This is a genomic window from Cystobacter fuscus, assembly GCF_044360685.1.
In the GTDB taxonomy this organism is placed as follows: domain Bacteria; phylum Myxococcota; class Myxococcia; order Myxococcales; family Myxococcaceae; genus Cystobacter; species Cystobacter fuscus_C.
The window spans coordinates 3,906,058-3,927,255 of sequence record NZ_CP043491.1; the positions used below are offsets into that span (position 1 = coordinate 3,906,058).

Consider the following 21,198-nt stretch of genomic DNA (forward strand, 5'->3'; position numbering starts at 1 on the left):
TCAATTTGTATCAGGAGGGCGGGCCTTCCCGGCCTGTGTCCCTCCGAGGAGCCGGTGAAGCCCATGAAGATCCGCAGCAGACTGGCGCGCGTGGCGCTCGGGACGGGGGGACTGCTGGCCGTCGTCCTCGCCATCATCGCCGCCGATGCGTGGACCGCCCTGGGTGCTCGTGCCAGCGGTGAGCGACGCGCGCGGATGGAGCGCTCGCCGCAATGGCAGGGTGGGCACTTCGAGAACCCGCAGCCGCTCTGGAATGACTGGTGGGGCTCGCTGTCGGCCATGTTCAAGGCGAGTCCCGACGTGGGCCCCGCCGAGCCGCTGCCCTTCATTCCCGGCGACCGCCACCGGTTCGAGACACCGCCGGCCACGGGGCTGCGCGTCACGTGGCTCGGGCACTCCACGACGCTGATCGAAATCGACGGCCACCGAGTCCTCACCGATCCCATCTGGAGCGAGCGCTCCTCGCCGCTGAGCTGGGTGGGCCCCAAGCGGTGGTATGCCCCGCCCATCGCGCTCTCGGAGCTGCCGCCCATCGACGCGGTCGTCATCTCGCATGACCACTATGATCACCTGGACCATCCCACCGTCTCGGCCATGAAGGACTGGGACACCACCTTCGTGGTGCCGCTCGGCGTGGGAGCGCACCTGACCGCCTGGGGTGTGCCCGAGGCGCGCATCGTCGAGCTCGACTGGTGGGAGCACACGCGGGTGCGCGGGCTCGACATTACCGCCACCCCGGCGCGCCACGCCTCGGGGCGGACCGGGATCGACAAGGACGCGACGCTGTGGGCCGGCTTCGCGCTCCACGGCCCCGAGCATCGCGCGTACTACTCGGGTGACACCGGGCTGTTCCCGGCCATGAAGGACATTGGCGCGCGCCTGGGGCCCTTCGACGTGACGATGATCGAGGTGGGCCAGTACCACAGCGCCTGGCCGGACTGGCACATCGGACCCGAGCAGGCGGTGCTCGCCCACCGGATGGTCCAGGGCCGGGTCCTCCTGCCGGTGCACTGGGGGCTGTTCACGCTCGCCGCCCACGGCTGGACCGAGCCCATCGAGCGCGTGCTCGCGGCGGCCGCACAGGGCAACGACACGGTCGTCGTGCCCAGGCCCGGCCAGAGCATCGAGCCGGGCGCTCCGTCGCCGCTCGAGCGCTGGTGGCCGGACCTTCCCTGGGACACCGCGGCGCGGCACCCCATCGTCTCCACCCAGCTCAACTGACATTCACCCAGGGGGTGCTGATTACATACTCCAATGCCTCTCAAAACCCCGTCTGTCATGGGGTGTGACGCGACGTGTCATCCATCCACTTCGCGCATGAGTACATGCCCTCTTTGGTTTGGAGTGGCATCGGGTCGGTGCGTACCTTGGTTCCCGTCCAGGAGACGCCATGACCACACGCCGTCAGTTTCTTTCGACCCTCGCCAGCAGCGCTGGTGTTCTGGCGACCGCCCCCGCGTTCACGCCCGCGGCACAGGCCGCCGCGCCCGCCGCACGCACGAAAACCCTGCCTCAGAATCCGTCGGAGACCACCGGCCGTCACTACCGCCCGCGCCACCGCTTCGGGCTGGGCGGCGTGCCGCTCGCCGGTGCGTTCAAGCCCACCCCGAACGCCGATGCGCAGGGTGCCCTGGCGGCGGCGTGGGCGGGCGGCGTGCGCTATTTCGATACCTCGCCCTGGTATGGCATTGGCCGCAGCGAGCGGCGCATGGGGCAGTTCCTGTCCGAGCAGAAACGCGACGAGTACATCCTCTCGACCAAGGTCGGCCGCCTGCTCAAGGCGGGCAATCCCCCCGACAGCAAGGTCTGGCCCGAGCCGCCGCCGTTCCACCGGGTCTACGACTACACCGCGGACGGGGTGCGGCGTTCGATCGAGGACAGCCTGCAGCGGCTGGGCGTGGAGCGGATCGACATGGTGTTCATCCACGATCTGTCGCCGGACAACCGCGACATGGGCGAGCGCTGGACCGAGTACTTCGACATCGCGGTCAAGGGCGCGATGCCGGAACTGATCCGCATGCGCGAGGAAGGGCTGATCAAGGCCTGGGGCCTTGGCGTCAATTCGATCGAGCCGGCGCTGCGCACCTTGAAGGAAAGCGACCCGGACATCTTCCTGTCCGCCACCCAGTACACGCTGGTGCGCCACGAGGACTCGCTGAACCGCTTGCAGCCGGCCTGCGCGGAGCGTGGCGTGTCGATCGTCGTGGGTTCTCCGCTCAATGTCGGCTTCCTGTGCGGTGTGGAGCGCATCGACTACCTGGGCACGATCACCGACGAGCTGCGCGACCGGCGCGCACGGCTGGACGCGATCGCCCGTCGCTACCGCATCGATCTGCGCACCGCCGCCTTGCAGTTCGCCTCGGCACCGCAAGTGGTGTCGGCGGTGCTGGTGGGCGCGCGCACGGCGCGGCAGATCCAGGAGGACATCGTGTCCATGCAGGTGAAGATTCCGGCCGATTTCTGGGCCGAGTTGAAGAAGGAGAAGCTCATCGCGGAGAACGCGCCGGTTCCCACCTGAGGGGAGGGGGCCCGCTCGGGTCAGAAGTTCGGGAAGTGACGTTGGCGGATGGCTGGCCGCGCGGGAGAGCCTCCTCGCGCCGCCGTATGCACGTAGGGTGCACGGCATGGACAAGAGCAAGCGGCCCTACGTCATCTGCCACATGGTGCCTTCCGTGGATGGTCGGATCGTGACCTCGAGCTGGAAGCTCCCGCCCGGGAGCCTGGCGGAGTACGAGCGCACCGCGGCGACCTTCGACGCGGACGCGTGGATCATCGGTCGCGTCTCGATGGAGCCCTATGCGGGCAAGTCGAAGGTGCCTGTTCGTAAACAACCCGAGCCCATCCCACGCAAGGACTTCATTGCCCGGCGCGACGCCGAGTCGTACGCGATTGCCCTGGACCCGTCCGGCAAGCTCACCTGGAAGGCCAGCGACATCGACGGGGAGCACGTCGTCACCATCCTCGGCGAAGGCGTTTCGGATGATTATCTGGCGTTCCTGCGGGAGCGAGGGGTCTCGTACCTCTTCGGAGGCAAGACGCGGCTGAACCTCGCGCGGGTCCTCCAGAAGCTCCGCAAGGAGTTCGGCATCAAGACGCTGCTGCTCGAAGGCGGAGGGAAGATCAACGGTTCCTTCCTCGCGGCGGGCCTCATCGACGAGCTCAGCGTGCTGCTCGCCCCCGTCGCGGATGGGGGAATCGGTCTCCCCTCGCTGTTCGATGCACGGGAAGGCCGGGGCCCCGCGCGCAAGCTCAAGCTGCTGTCCGTCGAGCAGCGCAAGGGGGACCTCGCCTGGCTGCGCTACAAGGTTGTCGGTTAGGAGGATGCGGCCTTTCCCGCGGAGAGGCGACCGCACGATAAGCCCTGACCGGAGGGGGGCGGGCTCGTGCCCGCAACTCCGCCTTGACTCCCGGCCACTCAAGTAACATATGAAGTGGCATGAGGCGTGACAGTCGGCTCTCCGTTGCATTGCACGTTCTCCTCCACATGGAGGAGATGGCTCCCGTGGTGACGTCGGAGGAACTCGGGCAGTTGATGCAGGCGAACCCCGTGGTGGTGCGGCGGACCATGGCCGGTCTGCGCGAGGCGGGAATCCTGCGCTCGGAGAAAGGGCACGGCGGGGGATGGTCGCTCGCGCGCAAGCTGGATTCAGTGACGCTGGGTGACGTGTACGATGCGCTCGGAACCCCCGCGCTGTTCAACATCGGCCCTCGGAGCGAGAGCCCTGGGTGCCTCGTCGAGCAGGCCGTCAATCACGCACTCGGCAAGGTGCTCGGCGAGGCCGAAGCGCTCCTCCTGACGCAGCTGCGAAGCACTTCGGTGGCGGACATCGCCAGGAGCGTTCACCGCAACCGCGCTCGCCCCGCGAAGAAGGGCCGCGATGTCCAGGCCTGACGTACGCATCATTCCATTTCACCCCGAAAGTGAGTTCCATGACCGACATCAGACACCGCACCGTCAAGACCAACGGCATCCACCTCCACATCGCCGAGGCCGGTGAAGGCCCCCTCGTGCTGCTGATCCACGGCTGGCCGGAATCCTGGTACTCCTGGCGCCACCAGCTCCCGGCGCTCGCGGCCGCCGGCTACCACGCGGTCGCGCTCGATGTCCGCGGCTACGGCCGCAGCGACAAGCCACGGGAACTCGAGGCGTACAGCATGAAGAACATGCTCGCCGATTATGTCGGCCTGCTCGATGCGCTCGGGGAGAAGACCGCCGTCGTCGTCGGCCATGACTGGGGCTCGGCGATGGCGTGGACCAGCGCGGCGCTCCACCCCGACCGCTTCCGCGCCGTTGTCGGCATGAGCGTGCCGTACCTCGGCCGCTCGCCCATGCCGCCAACGAAGATCTTCAAGAGCATGTTCGGAGAGAATTGGTTCTACATCCTCTACTTCCAGGAGCCTGGCGTCGCGGAGGCGGAGTTCGAAGCGGACATCCCGAGGACGATGCGCACGATCCTCGCCGGCATCCCCGGTTTCGATGCGAAGGCCGAGGCCGTGCGGACCAAGAAGAAGGGCGACAAGTTCCTCACGGGGCTCGACACCCCCGGCACGCTCCCGGCCTGGCTCACTGAAGACGATGTGGCGTATTTCGCCAAGGAGTTCGCGGGCAGTGGCTTCCGTGGAGGGCTCAACCGCTACCGCAACATGGACCGCGACTGGGAGGAGTTGCCGGAACTCGCGACGGCCAAGATCGAGCAGCCCGCGCTCTTCATCATCGGAGAAAAGGACCCGGTGCGCGCGATGTCCCCGATTGATCAGATGAAGCCGCTGGTGCCCAACCTCGAGGAGGTGCTCGTCATCCCCGACGCGGGCCATTGGATCCAGCAGGAGCGCGCGGCCGAGGTCAACGCGGCCCTGCTGGCCTTCCTGAAGAAGCTGCCCACCTGATCGGAAAATTGCCCTGTCATTGAAGTGTTTGGCGGACAATAGATGCGGAGATTGTTGTTCTTTCCGTTTTTGCCGCCAATCAGTTTTGTGACTGACTATTGACGCTGGGGAATGCTTCGTTCGGATGGAGACCAAAACCCATGAGGAACAAGTCCGCGCTGAAAGTGCTTCAGACGTTCCTGGCGTCATCCTTGATTCTGTTGTTCTTCTCCGCGCCTTCCGCTCGCGCGCAGAACAGCCTGCTGCTCCAGACTGATTTCGAGGATGGAACGGCGCAAGGCTGGACGGGGCGCGGGGGGGTGGAGGCGTTGGCGGTGGTGCCGGAAGCGGCCCGCGGCGGCGCCTACGGCTTGAGGGTAGGGGAGCGCAATCAGTCGTGGCACGGCCCGACGCTGGATGTCACGGCGCACCTGGAGCCGGGTCAGACCTACGTGTTCACGGGGTGGCTCAAGCTCGCTCAGGGAGCCCCGAACACCACCGTCTCCATGACGATGCAGCGCAGGACGCCGAGCACCACCCATTACGAGCGGATGTACTTCGATACGGCCACGTCCAGTGGCTGGGTGCGGTTCCAGGCCCAGTACAAGCTCCTCGAGGCGGCGGACAATCTGTCCGTCTACTTCGAAGCGCCGGACAATCTCGCACTGGTGATCTATCTCGACGATTTCCGCTTGGAGAAGCTGCCTGATCTCGGGCCTGTCGTCATCGAGGAAGGCATTCCTTCGCTCAAGGACGTCTTCGCCGGGGATTTCCTGCTCGGAACCGCGTTCTCCAACAGCGAGCTCCTGACGGAAGCGGACAGGAAGTTGCTCGCCAAGCACTTCAACAGCACGACACCGGGCAACGTCCTGAAGTGGGACAGCACGGAGCCACAGGAAGGCGTGTTCAACTTCAGCGGTGCGGATGCCGCCGTTCAGTTCGTGGTCGCGAACGGGCAGCGGATCCGGGGACATACACTGGTCTGGCATTCACAAACGCCGGACTGGGTGTTCCGTGATGCGAACGGAAATCTGGCGAGCAAGGAGCTCTTGTTCCAACGGATGAAGACGCACATCAACGCGGTCATGGGCCGCTACAAGGGCCAGATCTACGCCTGGGACGTGGTCAACGAGGTCCTCGATGCCGCGCAGCCCGACGGCTTGCGCCGCAGCCCGTGGTACCAGATCGCGGGGGAGGAGTTCATCGAGAAGGCGTTCCTGTTCGCCCGCCAGGCCGACCCGGATGCGGTGTTGTTCATCAACGACTACAACACCCACGAGTCAGGCAAGAGCCAGGCCATGTACAACCTGGTCAAGCGGTTGAAGGCCAAGGGCATTCCGATTGACGGCGTTGGACACCAGACGCACGTCAGCCTCTACTATCCGACGGTCCAGGAGATCGAAAGCTCCATCGTCAAGTTCGCCGACCTGGGAGTCGAAACGCACATCACCGAGCTGGACGTGAGCGTGTATTCCTCCTCCTCGCAGCGGTACGACACGTTCCCGGATGAGCTGAAGCAGAAGCAGGCGGCGCTCTACAAGCAACTGTTCGACGTCTTCAGGAGACACAAGAACCTGATCACCAGCGTCACGGTGTGGGGCAAGGATGACGGCAACACCTGGTTGCGGACCTTCCCGGTGGCCCGCAATGATTGGCCCCTCCTGTTCGATGAGCGTCTGCAGTCCAAATCGGCCTACTGGGCCATCGTGGACGCACCCGTTCCGCCCACGAGCAACCTCGTGCTGGAATACCGCGCGGCGGACACCCAGCCGGGCGATAACGCCCTGAGGCCACACTTCAAGATCAAGAACAATGGCGCAGAGCCCGTGAAGCCGAGCGAGCTGACCATCCGCTATTGGTTCACGGTGGAGGGGGACAAGCCGCTGGCCTTCTTCTGTGATTATGCGCGCATGGGGCAGGCGAACGTCATCGGCAGGCATGTGAAGATGAGCACGGGGAAGACGAAGGCGGACCATTATCTGGAGATCACCTTCGATTCCGCCGCGGGCAGTATTCCGGCGGGCGGCGATTCAGGGGTCATCGAAACCCGCAGCCACAAGGCCGATTGGTCGAACTTCGACGAATCCAATGACTACTCCTTCGACCCATCCAAGACGTCGTACACCCCTTGGGAGGGGGTGACGCTCTATCGGAACGGCCAGCTCATCTGGGGAGTTGAGCCAGCAGGAGGGTAGGGGGAGCGCCGGGGCTGGCGGTTCCGTTCACCCGCCAGCATCCCATGCGCGAAGCCGCACCCGGGCCGTCGCTGAGCGGACAGCCTGGAGACTTTCGACACACGCGTTCGCGCGGTGTCCCCATGGCTTGGGGTGTGATACCGAGCCCTGCGAGGGACACCATGCACCTGACGAGGCGAGAGCTCCTCCACTATTTCGGCGCGACGGCGGCCACGGGACTGATCGGTCCCGGGTGCATCGGCTGGACACGCGAGGAGGCCATCCCGGTCGACTCCTGGCACAAGAGCGTGTGCCGCTTCTGCGGCTCGGGCTGCGAGACGCGGGTGGGTCTGCGCGGCGGGAAGGTGGTGAAGGTCGAGGGACTCCAGGAAGGGTGGAACCGGGGCCGGTTGTGCATCAAGGGCCTGCTCAACCGGGAAATCCTCTACGTGTCGGACCGGGCTCAGTACCCCATGGTGCGCAAGAACGGGCAGCTCGAGCGCGTTTCCTGGGACGAGGCGCTCGACGCGGCGGCTGCCGGCTTCCGCGAGGCCATGGCCCAGGGCGGACCGGACGCGGTGGCCTTCTACGGCTCGGGGCAGCTCTTCACCCAGGAGAGCTACACCGCCAACAAGCTCTTCAAGGGGGGCCTCGGGACGAACAACGTCGATGGCAACCCGCGCCTGTGCATGGCCTCGGCGGCGTTCGGCTACAAGTCCGTGTTCGGCGCGGACGAGCCCTCGGGTTGCTATGACGACATCGAGCACGCCACGCTCTTCTTCGTCATCGGCGCCAACATGGCCGAGTGCCACCCGGTCGTCTGGGAGCGCGTGCGCGACCGCCTCCGCACCGCGCCCGAGACGCGCGTCATCGTGGTGGACCCGAGGCGCACGCCCACCGCCCGCGACGCCACGCTGCACCTGCAGATCCGGCCCGGCACGGACGTGGCCCTGCTCAACGCCATGGCGTACGAGCTGTTGCGCACCGGGCTCGTGGACCCGGCCTTCATCAACGACTTCGTCACCTTCCGCAAGGGCACGGCGGACGCTCCGCCGCTCACCCTGGAGGACTTCCGCGCGTTCCTCGAGGACTACGCGCCGGAGAAGGTGGCCAACCTGTGTGGCCTGTCCTCGGCGGAGATCCGCGAGGCCGCGCGCCTCTTCGGCATCTCCCAGGCGGCGCTGAGCTTCTGGACCATGGGGCTCAACCAGCAGACGCACGGCGTGGCGGCCAACCGGATGATGATGGCGCTGCACCTGCTCACCGGGCAGATCGGACGCCCCGGGACCGGGCCCTTCTCGTTGACGGGCCAGACCAACGCGGGAGGTGGCGTGCGCGACACGGGCTCGCTGGCGCACGCGCTGCCCGCCGGACGGCTCGTCACCAAGGCGCATGACCGCCAGGACATGGAACGGCTGTGGGGCCTGCCCGAGGGCCGCATCTCGCCCAACCCGGGCCTGTCCGCCGTGCCGCTCTTCGAGGCCATGCGCGAGGGCAGGGTGCGCGCGGCACTGGTGATGGCCACCAACCCGGCGCGCTCGCTGCCCAACGCGGACCGCTACCGCGTGGGCATGGAGAAGGCCTTCCTCGTCGTCAGCGACTCCATCTTCCCCACGGACACCGCGAAATACGCCGATGTCTTCCTCCCCGCGGCCATGTGGGCGGAGAAGGAAGGGGTCCTCTCGCAGTCCGAGCGCCGCTACCACCTGGTGGAGAAGCTGGTGGAGCCCCCGGGCGAGGCGCGCTCGGACCTGGACATCCTGGTGGCGCTGGGCGAGCGGCTCGGCCATGGCGCGCTGCTGAAGGCCCGCACGCCCGAGGCCGTCTGGGACGAATGGCGGATGGTTTCAGCCGGCACCACCTACGACTTCAGCGGCATGACCTACGCGCGGTTGAAGGCGCTGCCGGGCCTCATCTGGCCCTGTCCCACCGAGCAACACCCGGGCACCTGCCGCCGTTACGTGCCGGGGGAGGATCCGCTGGCGAAGAAGGAGGGGCGCATCGACTTCTATGCCCGGCCGGACGGGCGCGCCGTCGTCTTTCTCTCCGAGCAGGGCCCCTTCCGGGAGGACCTCACGAGCGACTACCCGATGACGCTGACCACCGGGCGCCGGTTGGAGCACTGGCACACCGCCACCCTCACGGGACGGATTGCCCAGCTCCAGGGCATCGACATCGACTCTCTCGAAATCCACCCCGGCGACGCGGCGGTGATGGGCGTGAAGGAAGGAGAGTTGGTGCAGGTGACGAGCGCGCGCGGCTCGGTGCGGCTCAAGGCGCTGCCCAGCATGCGGGTGCGGCCCGGCGTGGTGTTCGCGCTCATGCACTCGACGGAGCACCTGGTGAACGCGGCGACGAGCGACTACCTGGATCCCACCTCGGCCCAGCCCGAGTACAAGCTGGCCGCGGTGCGGGTGGAGCGCGTGAAGGAGGGCACGTGATGAGCACCTGGTCCGTGTGGGCGATGGCCGCTCCCGAGCCTCCTCACGGGGCCACCCTGGGCGGCGCGCTGGAGGTGGTCGCGCTGGGGTGTATCGCCGTGGCGGTGCTGGGATTGCTGTTGGTGGAGTTCGTCTTCAAGTCGCGCATGGCGCGCTCCACCTACCGGTGGACGCTGCTGCTGGGCCTCTTCGTGCTACCGGGCGTGGCGCTGCTGGGCACCACGGGGCACATGTTCGAATCGATGAAGACCGTGGAGGCCTGTCATTCCTGCCATGTGATGAACCCCTTCGTCGACGACATGCACGACCCCCGGAGCGCCACGCTGGCGGCGCGGCACTACCGCTCGGGCGCCATCCCCGACAAGCAGTGCTATTCGTGCCACACGGGCTACGGCATCTTCGGCACCGTGGAGGCCAAGCGTGACGGCCTCCGGCACTGGCTGCTGTACGTGACGGACACGTGGAAGGAGCCCATCACGTACAAGGGTACCTATCCCAACGCCAACTGTCTGGCCTGCCACGCCACCGCGCCCACCTTCACCCGGGTGGACAGTCACAAGGCGTTGAGGACGCAGCTCGCGAATGACGAGATGAGCTGCTTCACGTGTCACGGGCTGCCGCACCCGGCCCGGCCGACTCGCGCCCCCACCCGTGTCACCACGAACCCGTGAGCCGCTCCATGCCCTCGTCCGACACGCTCACCCGCGCCGCCGTCGTGCTCTGCGTGGCGGGCCTGCTGTTGATGCTGCCCATCCTCTCCTCCATCCGCGCCAGCTTCGTGGGCTTCTACATGCTGGGCAGTCTGCTGCTCCTGGTGTCCATCACACTGTACGTGGTGGCCGTGGTGCGCGAGCTGCGCCGCGGCGGCGCGCTGTAGGCACGGCGCCCCTCCGCCTCGCGAAGACAAAAGCGCGCCGCTCTACCTGCTGGCCGGGCGGCAGGCGCGTGCACCTGCCGCCCGGTGGAACCTCAGTGCGGCACCTCGGCGTACAGGCCGGTCACCTCGGTGTCACTGAACGCGCGGCCGAAGGCCTGTACCTCGTCGATCGACCCGGCCCAGTAGTCGGTGTTGCCGCCGGCGTACTTCGCGCGTCCGATCGCCAGCGGTCCGGTACTCACCTCCGCTGTGCCAGCCGTGACGGTCGCCTGCCGGACGCCGTCGACGTACAGCCTCTGCTCGTTGCCGGCCCGGACGCCGACGAGGTGGTACCAGCGGCCGAGTTGCGGCGTCACGACGTACCTGGCGCGTTTCCCCCCGGGCGTGCTGAAGGCGAACGCGCCCTGACCGTACTGCAGGTAGAACGGGTTCTCCGTGCGGCGGCCGTCCTGGCTGACCGCCGTGGCGTAGTTGCCCGGCAGCTTGTCGAGCGTCACCCACGCGGAGATCGTGTAGTCGCCGCGCGTGTCCAGCACCGGGCTGACGGTTTCGGCGAAGTCGCCGTTTCCGTCGAAGCGCAGCGCCTGTCCGCGGATCCCGGCCACCCAGGCGGTGTTGTCGCGCAGCGCCACGTCGCTGTGCCCGTTGGTGGTGTCATGGCCCACCGTGCCGCTGCCCTCGTCGAGCGGCCAGCTCCCGAGGCCGGGGAACGTCGCGTCCTCGCCCGCCTTGGCTCCCGCGGCGATCACCCGCAGGTTGATCTCACGCACCGGCCCCGGGTCGACCTTCAGCACTCGCCGGTCGTAGGTGTAGAAGCCGTTGAGCTCGTTCTCCAGGTCGGTGACCTGGGTGTAGATCGAGCCGGACAGCTCCGCCCCTGCGGCGGCCAGGTAATAGGTCTGGGTGTTCTCGACGTACTTCCTGGTCAGTGCCGCCTTGTCCGCCACCCCGCTGTAGATGACCGTCGGCGCGCCCGGCCACATGTGGCCCGGCGTGCGCAGGGTGAACCCACCGTGCTCGCCGTCCATGGCCGCACGCGTGAGGTCCGGGTAGGGCGGGCTGTTGTTGCCGTAATCGTGGTGGTCGATGACGTCACCCCTGCCGGAGTCGCCCTTGGAGTCGCAGCAGTTCACTCCGCTGTGCGCGTTGATCACCCGCGACGGGTCGGCGGCCTTGACCTGATCGGCGATCCGGCCGGTCTCCTCCCGGTTCCACTCGCCCCAGCCCTCGTTGAAGATCACCCAGATCGCGATGGACGGCGAGTTGTGCAACTGCTCCATCATGCGGAGGCCCTCGGAGAAGAACGCCTGCTGACCCTCCGTGTTCGTGATGGTCCCGGAGACGAAGTCCTGCCACACCAGCAGGCCGAGCTGGTCCGCGTGGTAGTACCAGCGCGCCGGCTCCACCTTGATGTGCTTGCGGACGGAGTTGAACCCGAGGTCCTTCTGCACCTGGAGGTCCCAGCGCAGGGCCGCGTCGGTGGGCGCGGTGTTGAGCCCGTCGGGCCAGAAGCCCTGGTCCAGCATGGCGAGGGAGAAGACCGGCTTGCCGTTGAGCACCAGCTTCGGGAAGCCGCCCACGTTCTGGATCCCCACCGAGCGCATTCCGAAGTAGCTGCCGACGGTGTCGGTGCTCTGCCCCTCGGTGAGGGTGACGTCGAGCTTGTAGAGGTACGGATCGTCCGGCGTCCACAGGTGCGGCTTCTCCACCGGCAGCGTGAGCCGGGTGTTGGCCTTGCCGGTGATGGTGCCGACCACGTTGCCGTCGGTGTCACGGGCCACGGCGGTGACGCTGGCGTCGGGCGAGGCCGACGCGGAACGGGCCTCCACGGAGAGCGTGCCCGTCTGGATGTCCGGCGTGGTCACGAGGCCGTCGATCGCCACGTTGGGCACCGGCTCCAGCCACACGGTCTGCCAGATGCCCGAGGACGGCGTGTAGAAGATGCCGCCCGGCCGGGAGGACTGCTTTCCGCGCGGCTGGTTGGCCCCCGTGGTGTCGGTGACCGCGACGAAGATCTCCTGCTCACCCGAACCACTCAGGGCGCTGGTGATGTCGGCGGTGAACGCGGTGTAGCCGCCACGGTGCTCGGCGACCTGCTTGCCGTTGACCCACACCCGAGCGTGGTAGTCCACCGCGCCGAAGTTCAGCAGGAGCCGCTGCCCGGCGCCGATCCGCCAGGACTCGGGAACGGTGACGAGCTTGCGGTAGAACATGTGGTCCTCATGGCGCTCCAGCCCGGAGAGCTGGGACTCCACCGGGAACGGCACGATGATGCTTTCCGGCAGCTTCTTGCCGAACACCGGCTGCTGGCCCGCGGCCGCGCCGGCGAACTCCCACGGGCCGTTGAGGTTGAGCCACTGCTCGCGGACCTGCTGCGGCCTTGGGTACTCGGGCAGTGGGTGGGCCGGGTCGACCTGGTCTGCCCACTCGGTGCGCAGCCTTTGGGTCGAGCCGTTGATGGCGTAACGGATGAGCTTGGGCACCTCCTCACCGTCCAGGCGCAGGCCAGCGGCGCCGTCGTAGGAGACGCGGACGCGCTGTCCGCGAAGGGCCGGCTCGGAGAGGGTGACCTCGACGGTGGACGGGTTGTTGGCGGCGATGGCGGCCGAGGTCAGCGGCACCGGGACGGTGTCGACCTCCACCACCAGGTGCGGCACCAGGTCGCCGAGCGCGGAGACCGTCTTGGCGAAGTCGAGCGTCAGCCGGCGGCCGTCCTCTCCGACGGAGAGGCTGACCGGGTAGACCTCGAAGTCGGCCGGCGGGGTGAACGCCGTGGTCGGCACGAGTTGCTTGCCGAGGGTGGCGCTCGACCACCGCAGGAAGATGTTCGCGCCGCCGACGTCCTGGAACATCTCCAGCCGGAAGTCGTGTGCCTCGCCCGCGACGAGGTGCACCGGCTCGCTGTTCTTCTCGACGTCCCAGACGTCGGGGTTCCAGTGGTCGATCACCGGTTTTCCGTCGAGGAACAGCCGGAAGCCATTGTCTCCGATCGCGGAGAACGTGTAGTCGCCGGTCTCCGGCGCGGTGATCCGGCCGGTCCATCGGGCCGTGGTGTTCTCGGAGCGGCCGACCAGCGTCTGGAACATGGACTCCAGACCGGGGAAGTCGATGTTCGGCTCCAGCACGACCGCGCCGAGCTGGGCGAAGTCACGGACTTTGGGCGCCGACATGCGGAAGTATTCGCCCTTGAGTCCGTGCACCTCTATCGGGGTCGATGCATCCGGAGTCGATGCATCCGGAGTCGACGCATCCGGAGTCGACGCATCCGGAGTCGACGCATCCGGGGGTGGTGGCGTGCAGCCAATCAGCGGTAGCTGCACGAAGGCGAGTGACAACAGGACCAGGGCGAGCGGCCTGAACTTGGGGCGTAACATGGCGTCCCTTCTTGAACTGGCTTGAACTGTCGTTGGGGTCAGGGGGGCGCAGCTTGGACAGGAAAGGACCAGAATGTCCATCACGAGCGAGACAGCCCGGTGACACGTTGCGGCAGACACGTGAGGACTGGCCGATTCCAGATCAGCCCCCGCTGTTGCTGAAGCCGGTCAGCATGGAGGCTCGGAGGAGAGGCTGATTCACTCCTTGTCCGCGTCGACCGGCCGATTGGGAATCAGGTGGTTCTTGAACCCCTGCCCGAGCAGGTACCGCCAAGACTCAAGAATGTCTCGAGGGAGGACATGCTCGGCCTGAAAGCCCAATTTCGGATACTCGATGATGCGATGGAGGTCTCCGACCATCTCATCGATCACGCCCAACACACCCACGATGTTCGACACCTCCTCGGGAAAACCGATCGCGGGACAGTCCACCTGGACCTTGATGCCCGGCCAGTGGACGGCGGCCGTCAGGAGCACCCGCAGGACGGAGTTGGGCTTGGTGATGAACGTCACCGTCCTGGCGTGCGGTACCAGCTGCCTCGAGAACGAGATGTTCTCCCCGAAGTGGGTCGCGCGCTCCTCGAGGATGACCGAGGACTCGGCCACCCCCGCCGCCCGGGCCCGGGCCAGGAAGACCTGGGCCTCCGGCTTGCTCCACAGATGCCGCGTCCAATTGCCGGTGTTGCCGCTGAGCACCAACTGCCTGGCCAACCCACTTCCGAGGAGCTCACAGGCGTAGTCGCACACGCGAAGATCGTACGAGCAACAGACCACCGCGACATCACATGGCGCCCTCGTCTTGAACGAGGACATGTACTCCCAGAGCCGAAGTGCGTGCTGCATCGTCAGTGTCGACATGTGGCTCCCCCAGGGGGTAGAGGCCAACTATCTGGACACAGCGGGGCCGCTTTCGTCCACGACGGTCTTGAGCACCTCCGGTTGCTTGCGGATTCCCAGGCTGAGCGGCACGGCCACCAGCGCGACGAGCGTGGCCACCAGGTAGACGTCGTTGATGCCCTCCACGAACGAGAACAACTCGATATGACGGCGCTCCGTCATCCCCTGGCTCACGAGCACCTCGGCCTCCCGGGCCGTGAAGGTGGACAGGAGCGACGTGAAGATGGCGATCGAGAACGCCCCGAACACGTTTCTCAACCAGTTGCTGATGGAGGAGGCGTGGCCGCTCAGCTCGCGGGGAATCTGCTCCATGCCCGCGTTGCTGGCCGGCATCATGGAGAGCGAGATTCCCACGTTCCGCACCACCATCCATACCAACATGTAGGATTGTGAAACCTCCGGCGTCAAACGGCTCAAGGCATACGTGCCTCCCGCGATCAGCAGCACGCCGGTCGTCATGAGCGTGCTCGGCCCGATCGGGCCATACATGCGCCCAACGAAGGGCATCAGGAGCGCCATGGCCAGGGAGGCCGGAAGGAGGAGCAATCCGGTCTGAAGCGGCGTCACGCCCTGGATCTTCTGCAGGAACACCGGCACGAGGAACGCGCCCGAGTACAGGCTGATCGTGATGATGCTCGAGATGAGCAGCGTCACCAGATAGCGGCCGTTCGCGAGCACACGCAGATCGAGCAGCGGAGCGCTCGTCCTCAACTCCCTGACGACGAAGACGATCAGTGACACCGTCCCGAGCACGAACAGGGACACGGTCTTCGCATGCGTCCAGCTCCAGCCCCTCCCCTGGCTCAGGGCGATCAGCAGCGACAGGGTGCCGGTGATGACGGTGAGCAGTCCGGGGAGATCGAAGGCCTTCGGGGCCTGCAAGCGATAGAAGGGAATGGTCCGCAGGGCCAGGCCCACGGCGACGAGGCCGAGCGGAACGTTGATGAAGAACAACCACCGCCAGTTGCCCAGGGTGATCAACCAGCCCGCGAAGGTCGGCCCGAACGCGGGCGCGAGGCTCGCCGACAGGCTCCAGAGACTGGCGGCCAGCGCCTGCCGTTCCCGGGGAAGGACCTGGTAGATGAGCGTCATGGTCACGGGCATGATGGCGCCGCAGAACGCGCCCTGCAGGAACCGGAAGGCCACGAGCGAGCCCGCATCCCAGGCCAACCCACACAGCACGGACGCCAGGGTGAAGCCCACCAGGTTGGCCACGTACACCCATTTGAAACTGAAGCGCCCACCGAGATAGCCGGTGAGCGGCGCGCTCGTGCCCATGGCGAGCATGAAGCCCGTCAGGGTCCATTGCAGCAGGGAGAGGTCGGCTCCGAAATACCGCTGCAATTCGGGAATGGCGATCGTGATCGTACTGGAACTCAGCACGGACATGAACGACCCGGCGAAGAGGGCGAACATGAACGGCCAGAAGCGGATGGCTCGTGGCTCTTCTGATGGGTGCATGGGGCGGGCTATTACCAGACCAGCGGCAGGCTCGCGATCGCCAGGTTGAAGCCACCCACGAACCGGGGCTTCTTCTCGGGATCCAAACGGAACGGCGGCACGCGCTTCAACCACTCCTGGTAGAACACCTTCATCTCCAGGCGGGCCAGGTTCAGACCGACGCACCGGTGCGGACCCGTGTTGAACGTCTGGTGCTGCTCCTTGCGGCCCAGGATGAACTGCTCGGGGTTGGGGAACGCCGCGTCATCGTAGTTGGCCGCGGGCAGGAGCAACGACACCGTGTCGCCCTTCTTGAATTGGACGCCATGGCAGACCTCGTCGCGCATCACCTGCCGGACCGTGGACGCGATGCCATAGAGCCGCAGCAGCTCCTCGATGGCTCCGGGCAGGAGGCTGGGGTCGGCCCGGAGCTTCGCCTGCAACTCCTGATCGCGCGCCAGGTGCCGGACGCCAAAGCTCAGGGCATTCACCACGGTCTCCAGCCCGCCGAGGAACAAGGCGATGCTGTAGCCCAACATCTCCTGGAACGTGGGGTGGCGGCCGTCGATGTTCGCGTCGAGCAGATGGCTGATCAGATCCTCCTCGCGCTTCTCCTGCCGGGCCTTGATGGTCTCCGCCAGGATTCCCGCGATGCGTTTGAAGGTCGCCTCCCGGTCCGCGGGAGTCACCGTGGCGGACGTCGCCTGGGTGGCCAGGTGACGGAACTCCGCCAGGCGGTCGGTCGGCATGCCCGCCAGCTTCATGAACAACGTGACGGGCAGCGGCTCGGCGATGTCCGAGAGGAAGTCGCAGCGTCCCGCGGCGAGCACCTTGTCGATGAGCTCGTTCGTCATGTCCCGGATCGCCGTCTCGAGTCCGGCAACGGACTTGGCCGACAGCGGCTGGTTGAGCGGCGCCCGGTACGCGGTGTGCCGCGGCGGATCCGCCGCGATGGGCAGCAGCATCAATCCCGGCTGCGAGTCCTTGTGTTCCCCCGAGTTGTGCCCCGAGACGAGGAAGGCGTTGCTGTAGACCTCCGGGTTCATCGTGATGTCCACGATCGCCTTCTTGCGGGTGACCACCCAGTTGCCACCGTTATACGGGGTGAAGAAGATGGGCGGGGCCTCGAGGATGAGGGAGCGCATCCGGGCGTGAGGATCCTCGAGCAACCGCGGATCCCTGGCGTTGTCGTATTCGTAGACCAGCTCCGGCGGAACGTGCGCGGGAATCTTGTCCAATTTCTGTCCGCTAAAGGCGCTCATGTTCGATCTCTTTGTGGTTGGAGGAGGAAGCGTGGAGCCCTGTCCGGGCTCTCACTCGCCCGTCTGCGAGACGGGAAGACGGACCACCATCCCATCCAGCGCGGGCGTCACCTTGATCTGACAGGTCAACCGGCTGTTGGGTTGCACGTGGAAGGCGCACTCGATCATCGCCTCTTCCGCCGCATCGGGCGGGGGGATCTTCGTCCGCCAGGCCTCATCCACGTAGCCGTGGCAGGTCGCGCAACTGGCGAAGCCTCCACACTCGGCGACGATTCCCGGCACGAGGTTGTTCAGCGCCGCCTGCATGACGGACTGTCCCTCCTGCGCCTCGACCTCGTGCTCCTTGCCATCCGCCTCGATGAACTTGATCTTCGTCATGGTTCCTCTTGGATTCCTGCCGGGTGTTGACTGTCTTCAAGCGGCGATGCTGTTGAGCGGGACGGCCGCGTGGTCAGTTCATCCGCTCATGGGGGGCGCACAGCCGCGCGCTCACCTTGGACACGGGGGACGCCCAGTGGTTTTCGAACCAGAAGTCGAGGAACAGCGGGGACGCACGGCCACGGCGGTACGCGGCCCAGATCCGCTTCGCGTATTCCGAGTGAACGACGCCGGACTGCCGGTCCTTGAGTTGCTGGAACGTGCCGAGCAGCACGATGAGCATCGCGGTCCTTATCCCCAGGTTGCCCAGGACGTACGCCTGCAGCTCTATCTCGCCGATCACGTCCGTGCCGTAGCCCGTCACCAGGTGCAACAGGTCATGCGTCTCGCGGTAGCGCTTGGAGATGTAGTCGAGGTCGTTCTTGAGCTCGAGCGTCGTCGCGAAGGGCGAGATCTTGTTGTCGCGGAAGTAGCGCGCGAACTCATGGCCGAGCGTTCCTTCCGGCAGGCGATCGAGCGCGTCCAGGTCCAGATCCTTGGCCTCCAGCGAAGGGCGTTTGGACAGCAGACGGCGCCCCTCCTCGCCGCGCTGGAGCTTCTGGATGAGCGAGGCGTAGACGTTGTAGTCCAGGCAGGCATTGAGCGTCTGGCCATAGACGGGATTGCCCTCGTCGCCCTTGACCAGTTTCAGCAGCTTGAGCGACAAGCTCAGGCGGGTGAACAGGGAGGCGTTTTCGGGCAGGATCAGGGTCTTGGGATCGATCGCGGGATTGGCTTGCATGATGGGGTCCAGGGTAGGGGGTCCTACTTCTGCGACAAGCGGCTCATCTGGTTGGAGATGAGCCGCGTCGCACATCAGGGGTTGGGAGCCGTCTGTGACCGCTTGACTTCCAGACCCGAGAGATCGTCGCCCTTGCGCCAGTCGCGCAGGATGTCGATGAACGCGAGCGTGCCGCCGCCGAAGCCGGCGTTGCGAATCGCGTTCGGGCCGGCCTGGACTCCCTCGTTGTTGTAGTAGCCGGGCGTGCATTCGGGGCCACCGAAGGAGACGCCCTGCTGCCTGAGGCTGCCGAGGATCACTTCCCACCACTGCTGCTGTGCCTGCTCCGTCGGTTCGATCGTCTCGATGCCACGCTTCAGGCACCGCTCGATGATGTAGGCGGCGTGTTGCGACTGCTCGTCGAGGACGTGGACGAAGTTGATCGCCCAACCGCTCTGGGGTCCGCTGAGCATCAGGAAGTTCGGAAAGCCGCGGCTCTGCATGCCGTGCAGCGTCGCCGTGCCCTCGGACCAGCTGTCATGCAAGGACTTGCCGCCGCGCCCGTGGATGTCGAAGCCCAGCCGACGGGTATAATCACCCGTGACCTCGAAGCCCGAGGCGTAGATGAGGCAGTCGACCTCGTATTCCTTTCCCTTCACCACCACGCCGGTGGGGGTGATGCGCTCCACGCCCTTGCCCTCGGTGTCGACGAGCTGGACGTTGGGGCGGTTGAACGTGTCCAGGTACTCGTCGTGGAAGCAGGGCCGCTTGCACAGCTGGTAGTAGTAGGGCTTGAGCGCCTCGGCCGTCGCCGGATCCTTGACGATGGCGTTCACCCTCGCGCGGATCTCCTCCATCTTGCGGAAGTCCGCCAGCTGGCGGACTTCGGCGGCCTCCTCGGGGGTCTTCGCGCGGCAGCTCTCGTTGTCCTGGAAGATGTAGGTCCAACCGTCCCGAACCAGGTCGACATCCTGTTGTTGTCCGGAGACGATCGCGGTGAAGTTGCGGATGCGCTCCTGCTGCCAACCGGGCTTGAGCGTCTTCACCCATTCCGGATCCGTCGGCTGGTTGCCTCGCACGCCAACGCCCGAGGGGGTGCGCTGGAAGACATACAACTGTTTGGCCGCGGCCCCGAGGTGGGGGATGGCCTGGACCGAGGTCGCACCCGTCCCGATGATGCCCACGCGCTTGTCGGCCAGCTTGCTCAGGCCGCCATAGGGGCCGCCGCCGGTATAGGCATAGTCCCACCGGCTGGTGTGGAAGCTGTGGCCCTTGAAGGTCTCGATCCCCGGGATGCCGGGCAGCTTCGCCTTGTGGAGGATGCCACCGGCGGTGATGACGAACCGCGCCGCGAGCTTGTCGCCCCGATCGGTCGTGATGTTCCAGCGCCGGGTGTTCTCATCCCAGTCCATCGTCTGGATCAGGGTCTGGAACAGCGCCGCCTTGTAGAGGTCGAACTGGCGGCCGATGCGCTGGCAGTGGGCGAAGATCTCCGGCGCCTTGGCATACTTCTCCTTCGGCATGTAACCGGTTTCCTCGAGCAACGGCAGGTAGATATAGGATTCCACGTCGCAGGCGGCGCCCGGATAGCGGTTCCAGTACCAGGTGCCGCCGAAGTCGCCGCCCTTCTCGATGATGCGGATGGACTCCACGCCCGCCTGGCGCAGCCGCACCCCGGCGAGCATGCCGCCAAAGCCACCGCCGACAATCAGCACGTCGATCTTCTCGGTCACCGCCGGACGGGTGAAGCCGGGCTCGACGTAGGGATCCTTGTCGAAGTCCTTGTAGACGCCGCTGAGGTCGACATACTGGGTATTGCCGTCAGGGCGCAGCCGCTTCTCGCGCTCGATCCGGTACTTCTCCTTCAAGGCCTCCGGGGAAAAGGAAGTCTCACCCTTCTTCGTCGTATTCATTCGCACATATCCTTTCGACTCGATAGGCGCTCGTTCAGCGTTCCCGGTTCCACGGGCACGCTCCCGAGCATTTCTCAATCACTGCTCACTTCGGTTGCTTCGGACGTCTGGCGAGGTCACCGCCGGGCGGTGACGGGGGCCAGCCACAAGCCGACGAGCGCGTCGACCAGTCCGGCCGCGGTGGACTCCCACGTCGAGTGGGGCATCACGGTGCCCTCTTGCAGCGCCCGTTCCCGTTCGGCGCACAAGTGCACGACCATCAACCGGCCCATGTCGTTGCGCTCCTGCTTCACGTCCTCGGGGAGACGAGGGATCAACTGGAACATGCCTTCGAGGCCCTGTTGCAGCGACCGCGAGGCATACGCCTCGTCGGCCAGGAGCTTTCGATAGGAGGGATGGGTCGTCACCTGGGTGATGAACCGCGCGTACCAGGAGGGGCTGCCCAGCGAGGCGAGATGCTCGGTGGTTGGCCGTACGAGGCAGGACACCCAGTCGCGCAGGTCGGGCGAGCCGTTGACCTGTGCGAGCATGTCCATACGCCGCCGCTCGATCGACTCGGAGTGCCGGCGCACGATGGCCACCACGAGCTCCTCCTTGGAGCCGAAGTGGTAGCCGACGGCGAAATTGTTCGACTGGCCCGCCGCCTCGCTCACCTGACGGTTGGAGACCACCTCCACTCCGTGCTCGGCGAACAGCCGCTCCGCGGTGACGAGGAGCAATTCGCGGGTCTCGCTGCCCCGGTCGGATTTGCCCGAGCTCACCCTCGCACCGGAACCTGTGTGCTGCCGTCGGCACTCATCATGACCTCCGGAGGGG

17 protein-coding genes are annotated in these 21,198 nt (G+C 66.3%); 9 read left to right on the plus strand and 8 right to left on the minus strand.

Going from position 1 to position 21,198, the window contains the following annotated elements; translation table 11 throughout:
* The first annotated feature begins 63 nt into the window (after positions 1-63).
* From F0U63_RS16070 to F0U63_RS16110, 9 genes are all read left to right on the plus strand, one after another.
* Complete coding sequence (locus tag F0U63_RS16070; RefSeq protein WP_395846795.1) at positions 64-1,221, plus strand: MBL fold metallo-hydrolase; 1,158 nt, start codon at positions 64-66, stop codon at positions 1,219-1,221.
* A 169-nt stretch (positions 1,222-1,390) separates the two neighbouring features.
* Entirely contained in the window at positions 1,391-2,518 is a 1,128-nt protein-coding gene (locus tag F0U63_RS16075) for an aldo/keto reductase (protein WP_395846796.1), read from the plus strand.
* A gap of 106 nt (positions 2,519-2,624) precedes the next feature.
* On the plus strand, positions 2,625-3,317 hold the full coding sequence (locus tag F0U63_RS16080) for a RibD family protein (protein ID WP_395846797.1): 693 nt from the start codon (positions 2,625-2,627) through the stop codon (positions 3,315-3,317).
* Between the two features lie 119 nt (positions 3,318-3,436).
* Positions 3,437-3,892: an Rrf2 family transcriptional regulator gene (locus tag F0U63_RS16085; protein WP_395846798.1), complete on the plus strand. Its 456-nt coding sequence runs from the start codon at positions 3,437-3,439 to the stop codon at positions 3,890-3,892.
* A gap of 38 nt (positions 3,893-3,930) precedes the next feature.
* The gene (locus F0U63_RS16090) at positions 3,931-4,887 is read left to right on the plus strand and encodes an alpha/beta fold hydrolase (protein WP_395846799.1); all 957 of its coding nucleotides are present in this window, start codon (positions 3,931-3,933) and stop codon (positions 4,885-4,887) included.
* A 140-nt stretch (positions 4,888-5,027) separates the two neighbouring features.
* Positions 5,028-7,061: an endo-1,4-beta-xylanase gene (locus F0U63_RS16095; protein WP_395846800.1), complete on the plus strand. Its 2,034-nt coding sequence runs from the start codon at positions 5,028-5,030 to the stop codon at positions 7,059-7,061.
* Positions 7,062-7,222: 161 nt separating this feature from the next.
* Positions 7,223-9,481: a molybdopterin oxidoreductase family protein gene (locus F0U63_RS16100; RefSeq protein ID WP_395846801.1), complete on the plus strand. Its 2,259-nt coding sequence runs from the start codon at positions 7,223-7,225 to the stop codon at positions 9,479-9,481.
* On the plus strand, positions 9,481-10,152 hold the full coding sequence (locus F0U63_RS16105; protein WP_395846802.1) for a hypothetical protein: 672 nt from the start codon (positions 9,481-9,483) through the stop codon (positions 10,150-10,152). The genes F0U63_RS16100 and F0U63_RS16105 overlap by 1 nt, the downstream gene beginning before the upstream one ends.
* A gap of 8 nt (positions 10,153-10,160) precedes the next feature.
* Positions 10,161-10,358: a hypothetical protein gene (locus F0U63_RS16110; protein WP_395846803.1), complete on the plus strand. Its 198-nt coding sequence runs from the start codon at positions 10,161-10,163 to the stop codon at positions 10,356-10,358.
* 92 nt (positions 10,359-10,450) lie between these two features.
* On the opposite strand, the gene F0U63_RS16115 is transcribed toward F0U63_RS16110, so the two are convergent.
* The 8 genes from F0U63_RS16115 to F0U63_RS16150 all read right to left on the minus strand — a co-directional run bounded on the left by F0U63_RS16115 (position 10,451) and on the right by F0U63_RS16150 (position 21,143).
* Positions 10,451-13,732 (minus strand): LamG-like jellyroll fold domain-containing protein, encoded by a 3,282-nt coding sequence (locus tag F0U63_RS16115; protein ID WP_395846804.1) that lies wholly within the window; start codon positions 13,730-13,732, stop codon positions 10,451-10,453.
* 198 nt (positions 13,733-13,930) lie between these two features.
* On the minus strand, positions 13,931-14,590 hold the full coding sequence (locus F0U63_RS16120) for a YdcF family protein (protein WP_395846805.1): 660 nt from the start codon (positions 14,588-14,590) through the stop codon (positions 13,931-13,933).
* Positions 14,591-14,617: 27 nt separating this feature from the next.
* On the minus strand, positions 14,618-16,090 hold the full coding sequence (locus tag F0U63_RS16125; protein ID WP_395846806.1) for a DHA2 family efflux MFS transporter permease subunit: 1,473 nt from the start codon (positions 16,088-16,090) through the stop codon (positions 14,618-14,620).
* A gap of 11 nt (positions 16,091-16,101) precedes the next feature.
* On the minus strand, positions 16,102-17,331 hold the full coding sequence (locus F0U63_RS16130; RefSeq protein WP_395846807.1) for a cytochrome P450: 1,230 nt from the start codon (positions 17,329-17,331) through the stop codon (positions 16,102-16,104).
* A gap of 51 nt (positions 17,332-17,382) precedes the next feature.
* Positions 17,383-17,709: a 2Fe-2S iron-sulfur cluster-binding protein gene (locus tag F0U63_RS16135; protein WP_395846808.1), complete on the minus strand. Its 327-nt coding sequence runs from the start codon at positions 17,707-17,709 to the stop codon at positions 17,383-17,385.
* Positions 17,710-17,782: 73 nt separating this feature from the next.
* On the minus strand, positions 17,783-18,490 hold the full coding sequence (locus F0U63_RS16140) for a Coq4 family protein (protein ID WP_395846809.1): 708 nt from the start codon (positions 18,488-18,490) through the stop codon (positions 17,783-17,785).
* Positions 18,491-18,564: 74 nt separating this feature from the next.
* Positions 18,565-20,382, minus strand: coding sequence for a flavin-containing monooxygenase (locus tag F0U63_RS16145; RefSeq protein WP_395846810.1), 1,818 nt, complete (start codon positions 20,380-20,382; stop codon positions 18,565-18,567).
* A 116-nt stretch (positions 20,383-20,498) separates the two neighbouring features.
* The gene (locus F0U63_RS16150; RefSeq protein WP_395846811.1) at positions 20,499-21,143 is read right to left on the minus strand and encodes a TetR/AcrR family transcriptional regulator; all 645 of its coding nucleotides are present in this window, start codon (positions 21,141-21,143) and stop codon (positions 20,499-20,501) included.
* Positions 21,144-21,198: the final 55 nt, after the last annotated feature.